The following is a 22533-nucleotide window of genomic DNA, read 5'->3' as shown; positions in this document are numbered from 1 at the left end:
AGATTAGTAAATGCCATTAGGATTTTCTCAAGAACAGTTAGCACAACAAATTACTCATACTTTGGGCGAGACATTATCTAGTCAAGATATGGAAAGATGCTTGACGGAAGTGCAAATTGTCGAACCACCTGTTGCTAAACAATTTTGGCAAGCAACAACGGCAAATCCGGGGATTTATATTATTGTCGCCGGGAAAGTGAGACTGTTGGATAATGCCAATAACTTAATCACTACCCTGACAACTGGGGGTGCATTTGGTGAATCAACGTTGTTTCCTGAAGAAGAGTTTTGTTCTTACGTGGCGAGGGCTTCTGTTAACCTGAAATTGGGCTATTTACCGGAAGCACTGTTGCAGGCGATGATGCAAAAATATTCTAGTATGAGCGATCGCCTGCAAAAAAGAGCAGAACTTTGGAATTTACTCTTATTATGTTGCCAAAGTGCGCCCATTACCCTCAATGGCTCTGTGGAAGAGATGCTTCAGGCTTTATCTCTCTTCCGGCGACACAATTTAGATACTGGCGCACCTCCAGCCAAATTATTTCAAGATACTAGACTTTGGCTATTGCGTCGCGGCAAATTACTCCACGCTGACGGACGGATATTAACATCCGGCAACATCTATATATATCCCCAAGAAGGCAGTTGGCAAGCTACACAACCAACTATTGTCTATAGTCTACATAATGCTGATTGGCAAACGGCGGTGGCGTATTGGCCGCAGTTGGCTGATTTGGCGGGAGTGGGGAGTGGAGAGGTAGGCAGGGGGCAGTGGTTCGGCTTCGCTCACCAACCGGGTGCAGAGGGTAGGGGGGAAGATATTGTTCCTCATCTCCCTGTACCGCATCCATCACCGAAGCCCAAGAAACTGCGTCAAGCTTATTTTCCTAACCCGACGGTGAGGGCAACTCATGTGTGGGGAAGATTGACGAAGCGGTATCCCTTTTTTGAACAACAAAGTGCCGCAGATTGTGGTGCAGCTTGCTTGGTGATGGTGAGTCGCTATTGGGGTAAGCGTTTAAGTATTAATCGACTGCGAGAGTTAGCGAATGTAAGTCGTGGTGGTGCTTCTTTGAGAGGTTTGACAGCCGCCGCCGAGAGTGTGGGCTTTGCGACTCGTCCGGTGAAAGCGAGTTTGGATAAATTAGCACAACAAACCCTACCTGCGATCGCTCATTGGGAAGGTAAACATTATGTCGTTGTTTATGAAATTACCAAAAAAAGGGTAATTATTGGTGATCCGGCGATCGGGCAACGCAATCTGACAGTCAGTGAATTTAAAGCTGGGTGGACTGGTTACGCCTTATTACTCCAACCCACCACCTTACTCAAAGAAGCTGAAGAAGAAAATCTGCAATTTTGGCAGTTTTTTGATTTAGTTAAACCCCATTGGCGCGTGCTGTTAGAAGTGTTCATTGCTTCGGTATTTATTCAAGTATTTGGATTAGTGACACCTTTATTTACGCAACTACTTTTAGATAGAGTCATTGTTCAAGGAAGCAGCCTGACATTAAATGCTGTGGGTTTAGGATTGTTAATTTTTGGATTATTCCGCGTCGCTATTAATGGACTGCGACAATATCTTTTAGACCACACAGCAAATCGCATTAGCTTATCTTTATTGGTAGGTTTTATCAAACATACCTTTCGTTTACCTCTGGCATTTTTTGAATCACGTTACGTTGGTGATATTGTTTCGCGTGTCCAAGAAAATCAAAAAATTCAGCGTTTTTTGACTGGGGAAGCTTTATCAATCACTTTAGATTTACTGACAGTATTTATTTATGTCGGGTTGATGTTTTGGTACAGCCCATCAATGGCGTTACTTAGCTTATGTATTGTCCCGCCGTTTATGCTGTTGGCGCTGGTGGCTACACCATTTCTCCGCCGCATTAGCCGTGAAGTATTTACCGCCACTGCCAGCGAAAACAGTTATTTAATTCAATCTCTCACGGGGATTCGTTCAATTCGGTCGATGTCCATTGAGCAAACAGTTCGTTGGCATTGGGAAGAACTGTTGAATAATTTGATTAAAAAGACATTTAGTGGGCAAATTGTCGGTAATCAACTGCAAATTTTTAGTGCCACAATTGAAACCGTGGTCAGTACAGGATTACTGTGGTTTGGGGCATCATTAGTAATTCAAAATCAACTAACAATTGGACAATTAGTGGCTTTTAATATGCTTTTGGGTAATATTATTCGCCCTTTTCAAAGATTGGTGGTGTTGTGGAATCAAGTACAGGAAGTAATGATTGCGACTGAGCGCATTAATGATGTTTTAGAAGCCGAACCAGAAGAAGATTTACAACACCATCCCCGGCAGACTTTACCCAGATTGCAAGGACATATTAAGTTTGAAAATGTCACCTTTCGCTATCATCCAGACAGTGATATTAATGTCTTAGAAAATCTGAGTTTTGAAATTAACCCCCAACAAACCGTAGCTGTAGTAGGGCGGAGTGGTTCGGGCAAAACCACCTTATCTAAATTGATTTTGGGGCTATATCCGCCGACAGATGGTAAAGTTTTAATTGACGCTCACGATGTGACTAGTATATCTTTGCGATCGCTGCGTTCTCAAATTGGCGTTGTTGACCAAGACACCTTTTTATTTGGCGGCACAATCCGCGAAAATATCAGCATTGCTCACCCCGAAGCTCACTTAGAAGAAATTATCCAAGCGGCGCGTTTAGCAGGTGCAGATGACTTTATTAAACAGTTACCAATGGGTTACGAAACTCAAATTGGTGAAGGTGGCGGAATGTTATCTGGTGGACAGCGACAAAGAATTGCGATCGCCCGTGCTTTACTCGGCAATCCGCGTTTATTATTATTAGATGAAGCCACCAGTCACCTCGACGCTGAATCTGAACGCATCATTCAAAATAACCTGACAACCATCCTCAAAGGACGCACCAGTTTAATCATTGCTCATCGCCTTTCCACCGTGCGTCACGCAGACTTAATTCTGGTATTAGATCGCGGCTTATTAGTTGAAAGTGGCACTCATGACGAATTAATTGCCAGAAAAGGTCATTATTTTTATCTCAACCAGCAACAACTGGCGCAAACATAGGACTTATTTCGTATTCAGTGAAAGACTGATCATTAAGTCTGTAAGGGTTTAGGGGTGTATGGTAATACTGTTCAGTTAAGAGAATAGTAGGTTGGGTGTAGCGATAGCGTAACCCAACAAAGTCTTGAAAATGTTGGGTTCCGTTCCTCCACCCAACCTACACCTGTTCCCTGTTCCCTGTTAAGCGTCAATCTAAGTACGTAAATCCTGACCTTTATTAAGTCAATACGGTTCAGTTAGTAATTTTTTCTTCTCTTCGCGCTCTTTGCGCTCTTTGCGGTTCGTTAAAAAAAATGACTTTAACAAAGAGTTTTAGTCTTAACTGAACTGTATTGCTTTATCATTCCAAAAACAAATTGAGTATCTGGGAAATTTGCACATGAATAGAAAACTGTTGAATTACCTATGCCAAATTCTTATCCCGATTTCTCATCCACACTTACTCAACCAAAGCAGGATGAACTTCGCCAGTTTGATAACTCTGATGTAGTTGTCGATGAATCAATCAAGACAACTGAAATTAATGATTGGTATTACGGTACAGAAGAACTGCTAGATGCCTTACCCAAGCTCTGGACACGTTCAATGCTGTACCTGCTAGTCGCCTTTGCTGCTATTGTGATCCCTTGGACAATGCTCGCTAAAGTAGACGAAACAGGCTCTGCTAGAGGGCGTTTAGAACCCAAAGGTGCAACGCAAAAATTGGGCGTTCCGGTTACAGGTGCAGTCAAAGCCGTCAATGTCCAAGAAGGCGCGACGGTGAAAGCTGGACAGGTTTTGATGCAGTTAGATTCGGATGTTTTGCAAACAGATTTGCAACAAACACAAACAAAGTTAGAAGGGTTAAACACTCGGCTATCACAGTTGGAATTACTCAAAAATCAACTGATGCTGGCGATTAATATTCAAGAACAACAAAACCAAGCTCAAGCTTTAGAAAAAGTTGCCCAAGTTAACCAAGCACAACAAAATTTAGATGCCAAAATCAGCAGTTATAACCTGCAAAGATTAGAAAAACTCGCCACTGTTGAACAGGCTAGACAGAAAATTAATTCCACACGGATTGACCAAAAATTAGCGCATAGTCGTTTTAATCGAGATGTAGCAGAAGTTGACCGCTATCGTCAACTTTTAAACGAAGGTGCGATCGCGCAAGTTAAAGTAGTGGAATTAGAAAAAATTGCCGAAGAAAGTCAACGCTTGCGAGAACAAGCCAGCGCCGAACTCACCCAATCAGAATTAAGTTTAAAGGAGGAAGTTAGCCGCTATCAATCCATCATGAGCCAAGCTTGGGCAGATATTCAGCAAGCAAAACTGCGCCTAGAAGAACAGCAAAGTAGCTATCAAGGCGTAGTGCAAGCCGGAAGACTGGCGCTGCTGAAAAGCCAAGAACAACTCAAAGATATGCAGAACCAAATCACTTCCCTGCAATCGGAAATTTCCCAAACCAAGAGTCAGATTACCTCATTTAAACTGCAACTAGAACAGCGTGTAGTGCGATCGCCAATTGATGGCACAATCTTTGAATTACCAGTCACAAAACCAGGCCCCGTAGTCGAAGCTGGACAAATCGTCGCCCAAATTGCACCTAAGAATAGTGAGTTGATTATCAAAGCCCAAATGCCCAGCCAACAAAGTGGCTTCTTGAAAGTTGGTATGCCTGTCAAAGTCAAATTTGATGCCTATCCCTTCCAGGATTATGGAGTTATTCAAGGGCGCGTTCATTGGATTTCACCAAGCTCGAAAATTCAAACTGATAGTGAAGGCAAAGCCACTATCGAAACCTATGAATTGGATATTGTTTTAGATAAAACCTATATCCAAGCTGGTGATAAACGCATTATATTAACACCAGGTCAAACAGCAAATGCTGAAGTAATTATTCGTCAACGTCGTGTCATCGATTTTATCTTAGATCCATTTAAGAAATTGCAAAAAGGCGGATTAGAACTGTAATTATTATGGCTACTTTGTTTTGAAACGTGAATAAAATTGACAAGGTAGACAAGGAGGACAAAGGAGACAAGGTAGAGAGAGCTATAAAATCATGTATCTTGATTTTTAATAGGGTAGGCTGTGATAGTCTGTCCTAATTTTACTTTTCATTGTATCCGTGATAATTAGATCCCCGACTTCTTTAAGAAGTCGGGGATCTGAATGTTTATGTCTAACATAAAATATTAATTAGCAGGCGAAACTTCCACTAGATAGAGATAAGAAATAATCTTGCCAGCCAACATATATAGATATGAGATTAACTTCAATGCGCCCTACAAAACACTAATCAGAATTAGTGGAGGAATTAATTATGGCAAAGCTGTTAAATATTGCTGTGGAAGACATTATTGACTACATCAAATTGTCTTGTCAAGTTCCTAGTATATTAGATGCGATCGCTACTCAAAAAATTATTGCCGAAACAGTCGAAACACTTGGAATTACTGTCGAAGTTGAAGAACTACAAAAAGCCGCAGATAGTATGCGTGTTGCCAATAAACTCCTCAGAGCAGAAGACACTTGGGCTTGGCTAGAAAGATATCATCTGTCTTTAGATGATTTTGAAGAAATTGCCAAAGCCAACATTTTATCTACAAAATTAGCGAATCATTTATTTGCTGAAAAAGTCGAACCATATTTTTATGCTCGTCAATTTGAATATTATGCCGCCGCAATTTATGAAGTCATTTTTGATGATGAAGACTTAGCATTAGAGATATTTTATGCCCTGCAAGAAGGAGAAATTGGTTTTCAAGAAGTTGCTCGTCAATATATCGAAAACCCTGAAATTCGTCGGGCTGGAGGTTATCAAGGAATCCGCACCCGCGCCGATTTAAGACCAGAAATCGCCGCCGCCGTATTTGCTGCGACTCCACCACAAATTATCAAGCCAATTGTCACACCCAAAGGTGTACATATAATTGCTGTTGAGGAGATTATTCAACCGGAATTAAATGAGCAATTACGTTTGCAAATTATCGGCGAGTTTTTTAGTAATTGGTTACAGCAACAAGTTGCAAATTTAGAAATAGTGGCAAAGTTACCAAATAATTATCCACCATCTCAAAATTTACCAAAACCCGCTTAATTACTCAATTTTTAAATCCCCGCCTTCTTGGAGAAGTCGGGGATTTTTCGAGGACTACTAGGAAAATTATGATAAAGATAAAGGTATATAGATATCCGCAGAATTAGCATTCAAATAAGGGCGTTGTAATTCTACTTGGGATAAGGCAAATTGTTGGAAAATTGCTGTGAGGCGATGGGCGGGTGTATCATTGCCTTGCTCCCAAGCATCCAGTAAACCATTAGCAATAATTTGACAACGATGTGTCCCAAAACTTTCTTGTTCAGCAAATCTGCGGTTTGGTTCTTCCGCGATCGCTAACCCCGGTGCCATAAACTTAGTAAATAAAGGGACTTCCGGCTGAAAATAAGACTGACATTCGACATACACCCTTTCTAACACTGGATGAATTGCCTCATAATCCTTTTTATCAAAGTAAAATACTGCGGAATCGTAACGTTCGTAATCGGAAGGATTGTATAAGGCTTTCAATGAGAAAGGAATCTCTAGAAAATTGAGTTGCGTAGTCAAGGTGTGCATAACTGCAACCGCACCTTCGGGAGTGACATTAAAGTAAACACGCACCAATCTTTCCCGATTTGTCGCCGTTCCAGCGTTCGCCACCGCCATATAAAATCCATTTTGTACCAAATTTTTGGGCATTTTGACCGCAACATACTTACCCACAGTTGTAGATTGATGTTGGGGTAATAGATGACGACTGCGTTCAATATGCAGAGTTAAACCATCTTTCTGGACTGCCAAAGTGTTATCAAGATTTTCTTTGACTACCTGCCAATTGTAATACCAATAGCCATCGCCTTGATTACTTTCGTGCAGGCGATCGTAAAAAGCCACATCAACACCAAGCAAAGTATTATTTTCTAGATTTTTGTTTAAAGCTACAGTGTTAGTTCCTGTATTAGCAGCCAGAGAACTTTTTAAAGAACCATTGTAATAAATGCCATAAAGAAAACTTCGCAATTGCATACTTAAAAATTTCTTTTGTAGCGCCGCAGGTAATTGCTGAAAACGAGAAATTGCTGCTTCTGGCAGTTGCAATGGTTGGTAATCTGGATGCTTAATACAATAAGCAGACTCAATTTCAATCTGAGAAATAATATCTTGTAGTGATGTCTGCAATGACTCAGGAATTTCTGCAAGTTGAGTGGCGATGGAATCTAACATTTGCATAAAAGCTTACCTGTGATTTCAGAATTCAGGAGTTAGGAAGCAGTTTTGATGAAAAAATTTACAACCATGAATCAAAGAGGTATTTAACCTACTCCCAACTCCCTTTATTTCTCTATAGATGGTTAATTCTAATCGGACGCAGTGATATGAAAAATCAAGCGTGTGGAGGAGGGTGTAGATGTTCAAAATCCTTACACCCATTCTTCACCATTAACCTTTGTGCTTAAGTCCTGTCTGATAAACGCTTGACGGTAAGAGTTCTAAAGCTTCAACACCAAAAATTGTTTTTATTGATGCTTGGGGATTACATAGCAAACTCTTAGCAACTTGCAGCATACAAATTCCGATATTACCGAAGGTTTTGTCATGCTGGAGTCCGGCTTGAATGGCGGTAATTAAGGCTAAACCGCAAAACTGCACAACTCTTTCTAAGAAATCTGGACGACGCTGCAAAATTTCTGGGAATTGAGTTAAATAAGTTGACATTAGCGCCGCAATCGAAGGCTGAAGTAATTCTAATGGTGTTGTAGCGAGACGTAATGACTCTTCAATAGCCATCGACTTACTAGTTGTCATACTATACAACCAAAATTGCAAATAGCTGGAAATGAGCATTCCTAAATCATGCGCCGGATCTCCCCAAGCGCCACGTTCCCAGTCAATCAAGCGAATGATACTTTCATCGGAAAAGGAGTTGTTTGCAATTGCGTCTTCCCAACTTAAAGATAAAAGAAGATTGTTCAGCTTCAGGTCATGATGAGTCAGACAATAGCGGGTGTAAGAACGGCTCAATTCTGCGATCGCCTGCCCCAAACTATCGTAACGTTGATATAGGGCAAAAAATTTCAATCCCTCACTGGGAACTAGGCCAAAGATTTCTGGGGTAATTCTATCTAGTCCTAAATTGAGATTCGGATTTTTGAGTTGAGATACTTGCTCAGTTTTTTGCAAGAATGCTTCATATTCTGGATGGTCAATTGTAGCACGATGAAGTGATGCTAAATTTTCGCCCATCACTTTTGCAATCTCAATAGGAAAGACATTCTCTTTGAGATAGAAATCAGCCAAATCTCGATAATTACTCAAATAATTAAAAACAATGATGGAATTTTCGCCATCAAAATGCACTGCTTCTGAACAACAAGCACGAAGATGATTAATTTCTGGAAAAGTTTGTAAGAACTGATGCACTCTCCATTCGTCAGCAAACTCTCCAGCCGTTTTTCCTTCTCGATTTAGGCGCTCTTGTTTCACTAAAAGTTGCCGATTATCTGGTAAAGTCACTAACAAGTTAAAGTTTTTCGCCGGTTTTAACTCAATCTTTGTTAATGATTGTTCTGCTTGATTACAAAGTCCAACTGTAAGCAAGTATTCCAATACATTTTGAGAGCTTAATAAAAATGCCATAGTGTTAGATGTGGAGAGTTTTTGCAAAATTAACGATGATTGCTATAATCACCGTCTCAATTATGATGCAACAATTAAAATAAACTAAACACCGAACGGATAGATTTAGGCTGAGGAATTGTGAAAGATTTTGCTATTGATGAAATACTGTAGATTGCATAAGTGGATAAGATAAAATTCAAGAATGTATAAGCAAAATTCAGAAGTTGCTGCAATTCCGATTCCCCACCATAGATAAATAGAGAATCTAGTTCATTTACTTCAGTCAGGTAGCTGTCTAAGTCAAGAGGACTTAAATCAGTAATGATAATCTTGGCCATTTCATCATTCCCAGAATAGATATAGTTGACTCTCTTGGATTTGATTTTTATCTTCCAATCCATGAGAGCCATCTAGCAGAGTAGTAAACAAAAAACTTATTAGTAATTAGACTTACTAAATGATTTAGCTAGGCTATAAATATGCTGAATAGCATAGACATTCACAAATCCTTCAATCAGTTTATTAAATACACTGATATAAGAATCAGAGCCATAACCGTAGTCATAAGAATTAGAGTTATTTCCCCCGTATGCAGTACTCATGTCAACATCACTCAAATCATTAAGAAAGCTTTCAGAATCGTGGAAGAGTTGATAACCAGCAACATTTAGTTCTGAAAGAGTGATATTAGCCATAATTTTGTCCTCAAAGACTTGGTTGGAATCAGGTTTATTTTTAGGTAATGAAGCTGAATTGCACTTCATTTTTAAATTTAGATTACCGAGTTTCGACACTTAGACAAGCTCAGTAACCACTTTGCTCAATCCTCTTATAATCAGATTGTTGAGCATTGAATGGAGTCGGGAGCATCCCACTTTTTTAATACGTCATTGCGAGCGCAAAGAAGTGGAGTGAAGCAATCGCAAAATCCCTCACTAAGAACGAGTCCATGCGATTGCTTCGTCGTGCCTCCTCGCAATGACAGGATTATTATTTTGCTGAGTAATAAAAACTGGGATGCACCCAATGGAGTCGAAATGCGTCTTCTAAATAATTTTTTCCTAGAGTGCTGACTTAGGTCAATTCTCTGTGATGCTGCACTTAATATTAAGTTGGAGAAATTCAGCCTGCATACTCTACATCAAAGTTGTATAGTGTCGAATGCAGACTGATTTATGGCATCATTGACAGAGAATTATTATTGCACTACAAAGCTATTAGTAGTAGCCGCCGTCCTTAGAACTAAAAGATTTAGCTATGCCAAAAATATGTTGAATAGCATAAACATCAACAAATCCTTCGATTAGTTTGTTGAATCCATAGAAGTCACTAACGTAGCTACCATCAGCACCCTGTGTAGCAATCGCATCAACATCGCTGAGGTCGTTCAAAAAGCTTTCAGAATCTTGAAACAGTTGAGAACCAGCAGCATTTAATTCTGCAAGAGTAATATTAGCCATGATTTTCTCCTCAAAGACTTGCTGAAAATTGATCATTTGTGTGGGTAATTAAGCTATCTTTCACTTAACTATGCTGCGAAAGATAGCTTAGTAGGAAATTACAATGCTATTAATAGGCGGAGTTACTGTAGCCGCCTTTGCTGAAGGATTTAGCTATACCAAAGATGTGTTGAATAGCATAAACATCAACAAATCCTTCGATTAGTTTGTTAAATCCGTAAAAGTCGCTAATGTAGCTACCATCAGCACCCTGTGTAGCGATCGCATCAAAATCGCTGAGGTCATTCAAAAAGCTCTCGGAATCTTGGAACAGTTGAGAACCAGCAGCGTTTAATTCTGAAAGAGTGATATTTGCCATGAATTTATCCTCAAATATTGGATGAGAATTGATAATTTGTCTGGGTAATTAAGCTATCTTTCACATAATAGGGAAAGATAGCTTAGTAGTGAATTACAAAGCTACTAGACAGCAGAGATACCGTAGCCGCCTTTGCTGAAGGATTTAGCTATGCCATAGACATGTTGAATAGCATAAACATCAACAAATCCTTCAATCAACTTATTTAATCCAAAGCCGTCGTAACCATAGCCATAGCCATAGCCAGAACCACCAGCGATCGCATCAACATCGCTCAGGTCATTCAAAAAGCTTTCGGAATCTTGAAACAGTTGAGAACCAGCAGCATTTAATTCCGAAAGAGTGATATTAGCCATTATTTACTCCTAATACAGTTGCTTGTCATCAAGTAGTTTTTGCAGGCAATTAAGCTTGGTTTCGCTTAACTGTTACTGCAATTTTTATTTATGCAACCTATAAAAGTCAACGCTAAAAACGCCATTCAAAAGACAGAAATAAATGTCTTGCGTCTATTTGAAACATTAGTGGGATATATTGACTTTTCCGAAATAAAAATAATTTGAAGAATAACTCATAAATCAGAAAAGTAGGTTGGATGGAGTGATAGCGTAACCCAACAAAGTCTGGAGAATGTTGGGTTCTACACAAGTCTAAGATTGATATATTTGTAAAATATTTATCCATAAAAAATCCCCAACTTATTAAATAAGTTGAGGATATACAACAGCATATTTTTATCAATTCGCTAATTACTGAAATAAAAAATCGTGCGTTTTAAAACTAATGCAAGTTAGAACACACGATAATCAAGAATGAATTAGCTACTAGCGTGTTGATACCCATTTACTAAAAATCAATACTCAATGTAGTAACCTCCATACCGTGACCTTTGACCATAGCGGTTGTTAGGTTGTTGTTGCTGTTGTTGCAAGCCAGCAATTGTTTGTTCTAATTCCGTTGACACATCCCGCAGAATATTATTGATATTTTGCTGCGTTTTTATGAGGTCGCTAGTGTCAATTGTGATTGAACTTGAGCTTGCACCTGCTTCCACCTTTGTGGCTTCTCCAGCAGTCAGTTCAGTAATATACTGTTCGTCACTACTGGAATAGAGGTCTGAGATAGTTATCCTTGCCATTTATTCACCTCCACAAATTTGGTGATATTAATTAACGCTGCACAACATCTAAAATGTCTCTCTTATATTCTGTATACGCATTAAAAAAATTCAAGATTTTTTAGCTGATTTTTTAGACACAATTCAAGGAGTTTCGTCTATAAAAGCGCAAAATTAATTGTGGTGTAAGTTGTTAAGTCTAAGCAGTTCTGTTTGGTATATGACTAAAGGAGTTCAACAATTAACAGTTGAATAAACGAATGTCTGATTCTAAATTGGGCAGAATCTTATACCATTTTGGATTTTAGATTTTGGATTTTGGATTGGGAAATTGCTTACTGGTGAGCTTTTCAGTAACCCATTTGTCGCAATCATTTTTCAAATTGGTATTAATATCGCAAGTTTTGACTAGCAATACGCTGGATTTCTTCAAGTAACTGGCTTGGTAGGCGATTTTCCAATGCAGAATTATTTCGTTCTTGTAGCTCATCGGCTGTTTCACCGCGTAACAGCCAGCGAATTTTGCAACAAAATGAGATGATCAAAATTAAGAGACGTTTCCTGAAACGTCTCTACAAAAATTTTGTGAATACATAACAAAAGCCAAAAGGTGCTGTTTGACGCATCAAATCAAGAACGCCGTGCATTTAAACAGCACCATTCTTTCTTTTTCCACAAAGCTGCAACCACCCAACCATTTTTTTCTAAGGCATCGGCTACGGATTTAGATTGTTCGATTAAAATGCCGCTAAAGATTGCCCAAGTGCTAGGTTTAGCGATCGCAGTCATTTCGGGAACCAACTGAATAATTACGTCAGCCAAGATATTACAAACAATACCGTCTACTGGCTTGTCGATGATTGTGTTTAAAACATCTACACTGCCTTCGGCGGGAATCAAGCGTTCTGGACTAATGTTATTCAGGGCGCGATTACTAAAGGTTGATTGCACTGCCAAGGGGTCATTATCCACTGCATAAACTTTTTCGGCTCCTAGCAAAACTGCACCGACAGATAAAATACCAGAACCACAACCGATATCTGCAATTGTGACTGGTTCTTTTTCTGCATTGCCCACAAACGATTGCGGGACTTCACTCAAGCGCATTTCTAAGGCTTCTAAACACAGTTGAGTTGTGGCATGGTTTCCTGTCCCAAAGGCGACACCAGGATCAAGGAGAATGATTAATCGTCCTGAGTTTTCTGGTGTTGGTAGCCATGCAGGGTTAATCAAAAAGCGATCGCCAATTTCCAGGGGTTGCCAATATTGCTTCCAGCTACTCGCCCAATCTTCTTCATCAATTAACTGCCAATGTAAGCTCGGTGCAGACATTCCCACACACAAAGCATCTTGACGCAACCGCAGCGCCAATGCTGCCAAATCGAGTAACTGAGCTTGAAATTGTGGTAAGTAAGCCTTAACTAAGGAGGAATTTCCTTTGCGTTCGCTGGCTGTTCCCCGGCTACCAAAATCTTCCAGTCGCCAAAAGATAGAATCTTCTAGCTCTGGTTCACATAAAATTTGCAGTTCCCACCAAGTGTTTGCCATATCTAAGTGCTGAGTGCTGAGTGCTGAGTGCTGAGTAGAGATGCAATGCGTCTGTGCAAGAGTGATGAGAGTGGTAAGTTGCTTTGAACTTCTAATATTCTTCACTCAGTACTTTCAACTCAGCACTCAGCACTTTTAAAGTGTTACTGTATAAGCGTCACGAATCCCTTGTACTTTGGTGATTTCCGCCAAAATGCCATCGGGTAAGGGATCATCAATACTCAAAGCCATTACCGCGTCACCACGGACGATTTTCCGCCCCACCTGCATACTAGCAATGTTGACGTTAAAACTACCGAGGAGAGAACCGAGTTTACCGATAATTCCTGGCATGTCGCGGTGTAGGGTAAACAGCATGTGTTTGCTGGGGGGAACGTTAATGGGGAAGCCATCAACGTCTGTGAGGTGAATTTCTTTTTCCCCCAACAAAGCACCTGTAACTGAGTGAGTACCTAAAGTACCTGTGGCTTCCAAGCGTAAGGAACCAGCATAGTCGCGCACGGAAGCATCCCTGGTTTCAATGACGCGAATTCCCCGTTCTTTGGCTTCGATATTGGCGTTGACGTAATTTACTCGTTCCCGCAGAGCTTGGTGAAGTAGACCTTTTAAGGATGCGACTACTAGGGGCTGACTCTTATTAGTGGCTAGTTCCCCTTGCAGTCTGACTGTGAGTGTTTCGACGCGACCGCCAGCTAACTGACCAACCAAGTTACCCAAGGTTTCAGCCAGTTGCATGTAAGGTTTGAGTTCTTCTAAAACATCGGGGCCGAGTCCGGGAATGTTGACGGCGGAACGGGCGGGGAGTCCTAATAAAACATCGCGGATTTGTTCAGCCACGTCAATGGCAACGTTGACTTGCGCTTCTGTGGTGGAGGCTCCCAAGTGGGGGGTGAGGATGATATCTTTGCCGAGCGATCGCAATTCTGATTCACCCAAAGGTTCTGACTCGAACACATCTAAAGCTGCCCCAGCTATTTTACCTTCTTTGATGGCTGCGGCTAAAGCTGCTTCATCAATAATTCCACCACGCGCACAGTTAATAATCCGCGCTGTAGGCTTCATTTTTGCCAAAGTTGCAGCGTTGATTAAATGGGTAGTTTCTGGGGTTTTGGGAATGTGGAGTGTGATGTAGTCTGCTTGCTGGAAAAGTAAATCCAACTCTACTAACTGACAACCAATTTGTTCTGCTCTTTCGTTGGAGATGAAAGGATCATAGGCGAGTAATTTCATTCCCATTGCTTTAGCTACACTCGCAACGTGGGAACCAATTTTTCCTAACCCCACGATACCGAGTGTTTTTTTGTAAACTTCCGCACCAACAAAAGTTTTACGATCCCACTCTCCACTTTTCACCGAAACATTAGCATCAGGAATGTGACGGGACAAAGCCAACATCATTGCTAATGCGTGTTCTGCTGCTGCGATCGTATTTCCTTCAGGGGAATTAACTACAACAATGCCTTTGCGGGTAGCAGCAGGCACATCAACGTTATCTACACCGACACCAGCACGACCAATAATTTTTAACTGTGTGCCAGCCTCAATAATTTCTTCTGTTACCCTAGTACCAGAACGAATCATTAGCGCATCGTAATCACCAATAATTTCGATTAATTCTGCGGGTTTTAAACCAGTTTTGATATCAACTGTAGCAACTTGGGATAAAATATCAATCCCAGCTTGATCAATAGGATCGGAGACAAGAACCTTGGACATGATTACTTCATTTAAAGCTAGAGGTTTTGCTGCACAAGACTTTTTAGTTTAGTCTTTATCGGTTACAATTCAGCAAAAATATTCGTTTCATTATCAATTTAGATTGCTATCAATTTAGATTTATGAGAATGTCATTTTAAGCAAAGCAGCGACCAGGATAGTCTGGGGGAAGCACCATAAATATTTGATACTTCTGTGACATCCTCTGCAAACAACATCTTTAGAGCAATCTAAAATCTCAACCCAAAATTTAAAATTTTTTGACGCTGCCTCCTAATCTCGGAAAAAGAGTGGCTGATAATAAACCCTCTCGTAAATATAAACCAATCAGAGATCCAAAAAACTAATATCTTTATTAATCATCGTAGTAGGGGCTAGAGGCTAGGGATTAGGGAGTATAAAATTTTTCTCCTGTAATACCATTTCACGAAATTACTGATAGAAATCGCTTCCTCTGCAACTCTGCTTCTGGTCGCCGAGCGTTCGCGCAGCGTCTCCGTCAGGAGAAGTCGAGGCGCTACTTGCATATCCGTATCATTTTTAAAGTGAAATGGTATAACCTATAACCTGTCACCTATAACCTGTAACCTGTTCATCCGAAATCGCTATAATTCTGGTGAGGATATTGGCGTGGATTCATAGATTAAAGCCCAGTATCCGTAAGTTTTGGGGAAACTAGCCATGTTAGAGTACAACTTGCTGAGGTACTTGCCCTCTGCTGAGGAACTACCAGACTCTGATGAAACACCAGTGGATAATGAACTGCAAGAATTAATCCCAGGGTTACTCAAAGCAATACTGTTAATACTTTGGTCAGAACGCATGGACTGGTTTTTTGGCGTAGATATGGGTATTTATTATCACCCTGACGAACCGCCAATTGTCCCCGATGGTTTTTTAAGTTTGGGCGTAGAACGGTTCTATGATGAAGAACTGCGTCCGAGTTATGTGTTGTGGGATGAAAATGTTCTGCCAACTTTGGTGTTAGAAGTAGTTTCGCCAAACTATCGCAAAGAATACAGCGACAAGTTAAAAGAATATGAGGCTTTAGGTGTACTTTATTATGTGATTTATTCTTCTCGTCGTCGCCGCAAACCTCGCTTAGAAGTGCATAAGTTAGTTAATGGTAAATATGAATTACAATCAGGCAATCCTGTGTGGTTAGCAGAAATTGGCTTGGGAATTGGTTGTGAACGGGGAAATTACTCTGGTGTCACTAGAGAATGGCTTTATTGGTATGACGAAGTTGGAAACAGATATCCCACACCCGCAGAACAAGTTAAACAAGCACAACTACGGGCTGAGTTAGCAGAACAACAAGTTCAACAAGAAATACAACGCGCCCAACAGGAAGCACAACGCGCTCAAAAATTGGCGGAACAATTAAGAGCTTTGGGTATAGATCCAGATACTCTTGATTAAAAGTTAATTTGGGCATAATTCATCCAAATTCACGATGTTTAATATGGTTCAAGTCGTCCAAGCGCAAAATATCGGACTTGCTTATTTAGAGGAAAGATTTAGCCTCCAAATTTCAGAAAATGAAGGATTTTTCACAGAATGGCTGGAAAATTTACCGTCAGTGACAAATTTAGATCAACAATATTTGGATAGAGTCAAAGCTAATTTTTTAAGTTTAGTTAAGCGTCCACCAATTTTAGAAAATGCCGTCAAAATGGTGGTAATATCGCCTCTATTAGACTTGGCGGGATTTTATCGAGAGCCTTATGCGATCGCCACCGAAGAATCTGTAGAAATTACAGTCGAAGATGCAGAAGAAATTGTCAGGGGCAGAATCGATGTCTTGGTGATTAAAGAGCAGTTTTGGTTGTTGGTCATCGAATCGAAAAGAGCCAGTTTATCTCTTTTAGAAGCGATTCCCCAGGCTTTAGTATATATGTTGGGTAGTTCCAATACAGACAAACCTGTGTTTGGACTAGTTACAAATGGAGAAGATATTCAATTTATTAAGCTAATAAAATACGATAAACCTCAATATGCTTTGTCTGATAAATTTACTTTATCTAGGCGAGAAAATGAGTTATATAAAGTTCTGCAAATATTAAAAAAACTCAGTCAAGTTTTACATTAATTTATGTCTCATCGTCCGATTTATCTTGATTGTCATGCGACTACACCAGTAGATGAACGAGTGTTAGCAGCAATGTTGCCTTATTTCACCGAAAAATTTGGCAATCCCGCTAGTATTAACCATGTTTATGGTTGGGAAGCCGAAGCGGCTGTGAAACAAACGCGAGAAATCTTAGCAGCAGCAATTAACGCCACACCCGAAGAAATTGTCTTGACTAGTGGTGCAACAGAGGCGAATAATTTAGCCATTAAAGGTATTGCTGAAGCTTATTTTCAAAAAGGTCAGCATATTATTACTGTAGCGACCGAACATAAAGCAGTTTTAGACCCTTGTGAGTATCTGAAAAGTCTGGGGTTTGAAATTACAATTTTGCCAGTACAACAAGATGGGTTGATTGACTTAAACCAATTAGCAAAAGCCTGTCGTCCAGAGACAATTTTAGTATCGGTGATGGCGGCGAATAACGAAATTGGGGTGTTGCAACCTTTAGCAGAGATTGGGAAAATATGCCGCGATCGCAATATTATTTTTCATACCGATGCTGCCCAAGCTATTGGTAAAATCCCCTTAGATGTGCAGGCGATGAACATTGATTTAATGTCGTTGACTGCTCATAAAGTATACGGGCCAAAAGGTATCGGTGCATTATATGTCCGTAGACGTAACCCTAGAGTGCAACTTGCACCCCAACAACATGGCGGTGGACATGAACGGGGAATGCGTTCAGGAACTTTGTACACACCGCAAATTGTTGGTTTTGGCAAAGCAGTAGAACTGGCTTTAGCAGAACAAGCAACCGAAACTGCACGTCTGACTCAATTAAGAGACAGTTTGTGGACACAATTATCACAAATAGCAGGAATTCAACTCAACGGACACCCGACGCAGCGACTAGCGGGAAACTTAAATATCAGCGTTGAGGGAGTTGATGGCGCTGCATTATCCCTCGGACTGCAACCTGTGATGGCGGTATCTTCTGGTTCTGCTTGTTCATCGGCGGTGACTGCACCTTCCCATGTTCTCACAGCCTTGGGTAATTCTGAGCCACTAGCTTATGCTTCCGTGCGGTTTGGGATCGGCAGGTTTAATACTGCTGAAGAAATTGATATAGTAACGAAACATGCGATCGCCACCATTCAAAGTTTACGTAAACAGAAAACCTTGGTTTAGTCAGGGGCTTGTAGCTTTTAGGGTGGGCAAATGCAGATAATTTAGGAATAAATTGTCATGATTGCGCTTGATAATCATTTGGGCTAATTGGCGTTGAAAATAACTGTTATATGTTCCCTGTGTAATCGCTAAATAAAGTTCAAAATCTAAAGCTGTCTCTAGTAAAATATCTCGATAAACTACATATTGACCCATCTCTTGCTCTAAATCATTAATAAACGCGCGACCTAAGAAACTTTTGACTTCTACATGCCCACCCTACCCCTACCTATTCTCTGCTATAAATCAAGCCGGCTATGACTGCTGCTAATTCTGCTGGTTCGATGGGTTTGGTGAGATGTCGCTGAAAGCCTGCGGAGATAATCTTTTGGGAATTAGCTTCACCAGCAAAAGCAGTTAAAGCGATCGCAGGTAATATACTGGCGGAAGTGGTCTTTCTTACCTGTTCAATCAGCATATAGCCATCCATTGTGGGCATCCCAATATCACTCAACAGTAAATCTGGTTGGGTTTGAGCGATCGCTTGTAGGGCATCTGGGGCTGAGTTTACCGCCTGGACTGTTGCCCCATACTGTTCCAAAAGAAAAGTTAGTAAGTTCAACGTATCCACATCATCATCGACAATAACTATCTGCACGCCTTGAAGATTTGGGGTATTTTCAATTAACGGATAGTTGGGCAATGTTTCAGCCGCAGCCACAATTAATGGTAACTGTACGGTAAAAGTTGCGCCTAAGTTTTCTCCGGGACTTGTGACTTGCACAGAACCACCGTGGAGTTCGACAAGATGGCGCACAATGGCTAATCCTAATCCTAGTCCACCAAATTTTCTGGTTGTGACCTCATCGGCTTGACGGAAGCGTTCAAACACGAATGGGAGAAACTCTGCACTAATGCCTTTACCTGTATCTGTAACTTGAATTTGGGCAGAATTACCAACGGTTTCTAGTCGGACTTCTACTCTACCGCCTTCCGGTGTAAACTTCACTGCGTTGCTGAGGAGATTCCAAATAATTTGTTGGAGGCGGTTGGGATCACCTGCTACTGGTAGCGCACTGACGGCAAAATCTGTTTGTAGGGGAATTGATTTGCTTTCGGCGGCTAAACGCACAGTCTCTAGTGCAGCTTCTAGACAAGTTACTAAGTCAACTGTGCAGATATTCAAACTCAGCTTACCGCGCAAAATCCGTGAAACATCAAGTAAATCATCAATTAATCTGGCTTGTAATTTAGCATTACGCTCGATGGTTTCTAGGGCTTGGGTGGTTTTAGCTGCATCTAATCGGCGGCTTTTGAGTAGTTTTGCCCAACCGAGAATCGGATTTAGTGGCGATCGCAATTCATGGGAGACAATTGCTAAAAAGTCATCTTTCATCCGGTTGGCTTTTTCTAGTTCTATTCTGGCTGCACGTTCTCGTTCTAATGCTTGCACCCGTTCAGCTTCGGCTTGCTTGCGTTCGGTTAAATCTAGAATAAAGCACACCCAGCGAAATGGATAGCGTGTTAATAAAGTCGCACCCAACAGAATCGGCACACGCGAGCCATCTTTGCGGATATATTCTTTTTCAAACGGAGTGCATACACCAGAAACAAAAACTTCCTCTACCTTGGCTTGATCGAGTTCTCTATATTCTGGCGGTGTCATATTTTGCCAACGCAGTTTCCCCGCTAATAAATCTTCTTGGGTGTAACCAAGCATTTGTAAAAAGGCATCGTTGGCGAAGGTAATTTTATCTGGTTCGGCTTCAATAATTCCGATGATGCTTGATTCTAATAGCTGTCGCAAGCGAGATTCGCTTTGTTTGAGTGCTTCTTCGGCTTGTTTGCGATCGCTAATATCAACATTAACTCCTACCATCCGTAAAGGTTTACCTTCGCGATCGTAGTAAACTTTGGCTCTAGCATGAAGCCAATGAATACTGCCATCCCGCCACACCACCCGAAAATCTGTGAAAAACTGGCCTGTTGTTAAAGAATTCACGATATCTGCATGGGTTTTGGCTAAATCGTCAGGATGAATCCATTGTTTCCAAGCTTCATAAGTTCTGCCAAATTCACCTGGTTGTAAACCGTAAATTGCTTCTAATTCTTTTGACCAAATATTGACGTTAGTGGGGATATGCCACTCAAAGCTACCAATTTTACCAACGGATTGGGCTAAATCTAACCATTCTTGCTTTTGGCGTAATGCTTCTTCGTTACGTTTATGTTCAGTTATATCTAGAAAAGCCCCAATTACACCCCTAATCTTACCCACCGAATCACGTAAAGGTGCGGTTTTGCCGTAAATATATTGGACATCATCTTCACCAAAAACAAACTCAAATTCTCCCTCCATTTCTTGACCAGTTGCACCAGATTGCTGCATTGGGAGTTCATGGAGGGGAACATCTTGACCATTTTTTTGAATTTTAAATGGCCAAGGGTATTCTCCACTGGCTGGAGTTGCTGTCATAATTGAGCCTGGTTCTAGGCGCATTAATTTATACGCACTGCGGTTAACTGTCATTTGATGACAGTGGGGATCTTGAGCAATCCAAACTGCGGCCGGTACAGTTTCCATGATGGTTTCTAGTTCTTCAGCCCTGGCTTTGGCAAGTGCTTCACTCTGGCGCAATTTGGCTTCGGAATGCTTGCGTTCGGTGATATCTACATTCACAGCTACAGCGTGAATAATTGCGCCGATTTCATCGCGGATCGGGATAGCAGAATTCAGGATGGTTTTGCGTTTACCATCAAAACTTTCAATATCAATTTCTTCGCCAATGACTGTCTCACCTGTCGCCAAAACTCTAGCTAATGTCCATTCGTGGGCAGCAATTGGTTTACCTGTATCTGCCCACCATCCTTTATATTCATGATATTGGCTGGGATCATCCAAACAAGGGGCATTTTCTCCCCAAATTGCTTTGATAGCTGGATTAACTTCGATAAATTTGCCTTGAACATCAGCAATCACTACTCCTACAGGCAAAATATCGAGCATGGCACGCAACAATTGACCTTCGCGATCGCGCTTGGCTTGTTCTTGCGCTAAAATTGCCTCGGAATGCTTGCGCTCGGTAATATCAGTTAGCATTGCAACCATACCAGAGAATTTGCCTTGCTCATCTAAGATTGAGCTAAGAGCAGCAATTACCCAAAGTTTTGATGCGTCTTGGCGGCGTAAGCACAGTTCAAATTGTCGTTTTGTTTCTTCGTGCTGTTGCTGATTTTGTTCTAGCCATTGCTGAATTTCGCTTTGAGCATTATGTTCTAAAAAATCAAAAATGGCGCGATCGCTCATTTCATCTACACTATAACCAAGCATTGTAGCTAGTCGGGAATTAACTGATTCTGTTTTTCCATCTTGGTCAAATATCCATATCCCTTCATAAGCTGTCTCCAAGAGACGGCGATAATTCACTTTCAACTTTGCCAACTTAGACTCAGATTTCTGCTTGGCAATATATAACTCTGAATTTAAAGAACTAATTAATAATGCTGTAAACCCAAAAACAACTAGCTGTAGTACATCAGCCCCGGTTTTGGGTAGTAGAGAATGGATAGGCGAAATGAAAAAGTAGTTATTGACTACAACCGCCAACACAGTCGCCCATAAACCCGAAACTAATCCCCCATACCAACTACTAAATAATACAGCGACAAAAAAAATTGGCGAGACTTCTAGTTTTAACAAGTTATCCAGCGTTAAGCCTAATAGCAGCGCCATTAACACCGAGAACACAGAAACAAAGTAACGCTGCAAATAGAAGCACTGGAGCTTTGACATACTGCGATTAATCCTTGGCAGTCACCTGTCTCTAAGACATAAAATGTTTATTCCGTCTCGGCAACCATCCTGAGTTATATCTTATCTAAATATTTAAGTTGTATGCGTATCACTGGCGTAAACCACGGGTGATTTAAAGACTTAATAAAGTGTTACATAATATACTTGTCATTTCCCAAAACAAGTGATAACTTCTAGTTGTGTGTGAGGAGCAAGTTGAAAATAAAAAGCGCCTGGGGTGGAAACACGGCAACACCATCAGGTGCTTTTTATTTGGGATAGAAATACTAACATAGTTTGTGCAATTCGTAAAACTGTCACACAACAGATTTACTAATTCAAAAAACAAATGCTATTTTATATTTGTGTGTGAGGAGCAAGTTGAAAAGAAAGAGCGTCTGGGGTGGAAACACGGCAACACTCCCGGACGCTTTTTCATTTGTATTTTTCGATGGGTTTAACTCAATACGGTTCAGCTAGGGTGAAAAGAGGTTAATTACTCACTTTCTGCTTTACCTATTAGACAATGAGTAAGATTTGGGGGAGAATCCCCCAAACCCCCGATTGGGTGACG

General features: G+C 40.8%; 18 protein-coding genes and 1 pseudogene. 6 read left to right on the top strand and 13 right to left on the bottom strand.

Annotated elements, in window-relative coordinates; all coding sequences use genetic code 11:
• Positions 1–10: 10 nt before the first annotated feature.
• From H6G77_RS25960 to H6G77_RS25950, 3 genes are all read left to right on the top strand, one after another.
• Entirely contained in the window at positions 11–3079 is a 3069-nt protein-coding gene (locus H6G77_RS25960; RefSeq protein WP_190873091.1) for an ABC transporter transmembrane domain-containing protein, read from the top strand.
• A gap of 405 nt (positions 3080–3484) precedes the next feature.
• Positions 3485–5035 carry an HlyD family efflux transporter periplasmic adaptor subunit gene (locus H6G77_RS25955; protein WP_190873090.1) on the top strand — a complete coding sequence of 517 codons (1551 nt, stop codon included), beginning with the start codon at positions 3485–3487 and terminating at the stop codon, positions 5033–5035.
• 352 nt (positions 5036–5387) lie between these two features.
• The gene (locus H6G77_RS25950) at positions 5388–6164 is read left to right on the top strand and encodes a peptidylprolyl isomerase (RefSeq protein ID WP_190674996.1); all 777 of its coding nucleotides are present in this window, start codon (positions 5388–5390) and stop codon (positions 6162–6164) included.
• Between the two features lie 66 nt (positions 6165–6230).
• Here the strand turns inward: H6G77_RS25950 and H6G77_RS25945 are convergent, their stop codons facing one another.
• From H6G77_RS25945 to serA, 11 genes are all read right to left on the bottom strand, one after another.
• A complete protein-coding gene (locus H6G77_RS25945; RefSeq protein ID WP_190674999.1) occupies positions 6231–7337 on the bottom strand; it encodes a T3SS effector HopA1 family protein in 1107 nt (368 codons plus the stop codon).
• 210 nt (positions 7338–7547) lie between these two features.
• The gene (locus H6G77_RS25940; RefSeq protein WP_190675002.1) at positions 7548–8744 is read right to left on the bottom strand and encodes a phosphotransferase family protein; all 1197 of its coding nucleotides are present in this window, start codon (positions 8742–8744) and stop codon (positions 7548–7550) included.
• Between the two features lie 74 nt (positions 8745–8818).
• Positions 8819–9064: a hypothetical protein gene (locus tag H6G77_RS25935; RefSeq protein WP_190675005.1), complete on the bottom strand. Its 246-nt coding sequence runs from the start codon at positions 9062–9064 to the stop codon at positions 8819–8821.
• A 99-nt stretch (positions 9065–9163) separates the two neighbouring features.
• A complete protein-coding gene (locus tag H6G77_RS25930; protein WP_190675008.1) occupies positions 9164–9421 on the bottom strand; it encodes a hypothetical protein in 258 nt (85 codons plus the stop codon).
• A 522-nt stretch (positions 9422–9943) separates the two neighbouring features.
• Positions 9944–10186 carry a hypothetical protein gene (locus H6G77_RS25925; RefSeq protein WP_190675010.1) on the bottom strand — a complete coding sequence of 81 codons (243 nt, stop codon included), beginning with the start codon at positions 10184–10186 and terminating at the stop codon, positions 9944–9946.
• A 109-nt stretch (positions 10187–10295) separates the two neighbouring features.
• Positions 10296–10544, bottom strand: a complete 249-nt coding sequence (locus H6G77_RS25920) for a hypothetical protein (protein ID WP_190590053.1) — start codon at positions 10542–10544, stop codon at positions 10296–10298.
• Positions 10545–10648: 104 nt separating this feature from the next.
• Positions 10649–10900 (bottom strand): hypothetical protein, encoded by a 252-nt coding sequence (locus H6G77_RS25915; RefSeq protein ID WP_190590054.1) that lies wholly within the window; start codon positions 10898–10900, stop codon positions 10649–10651.
• 497 nt (positions 10901–11397) lie between these two features.
• Positions 11398–11682 carry a hypothetical protein gene (locus tag H6G77_RS25910; RefSeq protein WP_190590055.1) on the bottom strand — a complete coding sequence of 95 codons (285 nt, stop codon included), beginning with the start codon at positions 11680–11682 and terminating at the stop codon, positions 11398–11400.
• A 368-nt stretch (positions 11683–12050) separates the two neighbouring features.
• Positions 12051–12206 carry a hypothetical protein gene (locus H6G77_RS25905; protein WP_190675013.1) on the bottom strand — a complete coding sequence of 52 codons (156 nt, stop codon included), beginning with the start codon at positions 12204–12206 and terminating at the stop codon, positions 12051–12053.
• 85 nt (positions 12207–12291) lie between these two features.
• Complete coding sequence (prmA, locus tag H6G77_RS25900; RefSeq protein ID WP_190590057.1) at positions 12292–13209, bottom strand: 50S ribosomal protein L11 methyltransferase; 918 nt, start codon at positions 13207–13209, stop codon at positions 12292–12294.
• A 135-nt stretch (positions 13210–13344) separates the two neighbouring features.
• Complete coding sequence (gene serA, locus H6G77_RS25895; RefSeq protein ID WP_190590058.1) at positions 13345–14925, bottom strand: phosphoglycerate dehydrogenase; 1581 nt, start codon at positions 14923–14925, stop codon at positions 13345–13347.
• A 681-nt stretch (positions 14926–15606) separates the two neighbouring features.
• On the opposite strand from serA, the gene H6G77_RS25890 reads away from it, so the two are divergent.
• From H6G77_RS25890 to H6G77_RS25880, 3 genes are read left to right on the top strand one after another with little or no spacing between them, the layout of a single operon-like run.
• Positions 15607–16347 carry a Uma2 family endonuclease gene (locus H6G77_RS25890; RefSeq protein ID WP_190590059.1) on the top strand — a complete coding sequence of 247 codons (741 nt, stop codon included), beginning with the start codon at positions 15607–15609 and terminating at the stop codon, positions 16345–16347.
• 43 nt (positions 16348–16390) lie between these two features.
• A complete protein-coding gene (locus H6G77_RS25885; RefSeq protein WP_190590060.1) occupies positions 16391–17017 on the top strand; it encodes a restriction endonuclease subunit R in 627 nt (208 codons plus the stop codon).
• 3 nt (positions 17018–17020) lie between these two features.
• A complete protein-coding gene (locus tag H6G77_RS25880; RefSeq protein ID WP_190675021.1) occupies positions 17021–18187 on the top strand; it encodes a cysteine desulfurase family protein in 1167 nt (388 codons plus the stop codon).
• Here H6G77_RS25880 and H6G77_RS25875 read toward each other — a convergent pair.
• Positions 18188–18424: pseudogene (locus tag H6G77_RS25875) on the bottom strand (element excision factor XisH family protein); the annotation flags it as partial.
• A gap of 31 nt (positions 18425–18455) precedes the next feature.
• Positions 18456–21959 carry a PAS domain S-box protein gene (locus tag H6G77_RS25870; protein ID WP_190873089.1) on the bottom strand — a complete coding sequence of 1168 codons (3504 nt, stop codon included), beginning with the start codon at positions 21957–21959 and terminating at the stop codon, positions 18456–18458.
• Positions 21960–22533: the final 574 nt, after the last annotated feature.

Origin of the sequence: Aulosira sp. FACHB-615 (assembly GCF_014698045.1) — a bacterium.
In the GTDB taxonomy this organism is placed as follows: domain Bacteria; phylum Cyanobacteriota; class Cyanobacteriia; order Cyanobacteriales; family Nostocaceae; genus Nostoc_B.
This window is presented reverse-complemented; position numbering and strand designations above follow the sequence as displayed.

Bases quoted from the DNA above. Each gene is read 5' to 3' on its own strand.
- H6G77_RS25960 (WP_190873091.1), top strand. From the start codon at position 11: ATGCCATTAGGATTTTCTCAAGAACAGTTAGCACAACAAATTACTCAT.
- H6G77_RS25955 (WP_190873090.1), top strand. From the start codon at position 3,485: ATGCCAAATTCTTATCCCGATTTCTCATCCACACTTACTCAACCAAAG.
- H6G77_RS25950 (WP_190674996.1), top strand. From the start codon at position 5,388: ATGGCAAAGCTGTTAAATATTGCTGTGGAAGACATTATTGACTACATC.
- H6G77_RS25945 (WP_190674999.1), bottom strand. From the start codon at position 7,337: ATGCAAATGTTAGATTCCATCGCCACTCAACTTGCAGAAATTCCTGAG.
- H6G77_RS25940 (WP_190675002.1), bottom strand. From the start codon at position 8,744: ATGGCATTTTTATTAAGCTCTCAAAATGTATTGGAATACTTGCTTACA.
- H6G77_RS25935 (WP_190675005.1), bottom strand. From the start codon at position 9,064: ATGGCCAAGATTATCATTACTGATTTAAGTCCTCTTGACTTAGACAGC.
- H6G77_RS25930 (WP_190675008.1), bottom strand. From the start codon at position 9,421: ATGGCTAATATCACTCTTTCAGAACTAAATGTTGCTGGTTATCAACTC.
- H6G77_RS25925 (WP_190675010.1), bottom strand. From the start codon at position 10,186: ATGGCTAATATTACTCTTGCAGAATTAAATGCTGCTGGTTCTCAACTG.
- H6G77_RS25920 (WP_190590053.1), bottom strand. From the start codon at position 10,544: ATGGCAAATATCACTCTTTCAGAATTAAACGCTGCTGGTTCTCAACTG.
- H6G77_RS25915 (WP_190590054.1), bottom strand. From the start codon at position 10,900: ATGGCTAATATCACTCTTTCGGAATTAAATGCTGCTGGTTCTCAACTG.
- H6G77_RS25910 (WP_190590055.1), bottom strand. From the start codon at position 11,682: ATGGCAAGGATAACTATCTCAGACCTCTATTCCAGTAGTGACGAACAG.
- prmA (WP_190590057.1), bottom strand. From the start codon at position 13,209: ATGGCAAACACTTGGTGGGAACTGCAAATTTTATGTGAACCAGAGCTA.
- serA (WP_190590058.1), bottom strand. From the start codon at position 14,925: ATGTCCAAGGTTCTTGTCTCCGATCCTATTGATCAAGCTGGGATTGAT.
- H6G77_RS25890 (WP_190590059.1), top strand. From the start codon at position 15,607: ATGTTAGAGTACAACTTGCTGAGGTACTTGCCCTCTGCTGAGGAACTA.
- H6G77_RS25885 (WP_190590060.1), top strand. From the start codon at position 16,391: ATGGTTCAAGTCGTCCAAGCGCAAAATATCGGACTTGCTTATTTAGAG.
- H6G77_RS25880 (WP_190675021.1), top strand. From the start codon at position 17,021: ATGTCTCATCGTCCGATTTATCTTGATTGTCATGCGACTACACCAGTA.
- H6G77_RS25870 (WP_190873089.1), bottom strand. From the start codon at position 21,959: ATGTCAAAGCTCCAGTGCTTCTATTTGCAGCGTTACTTTGTTTCTGTG.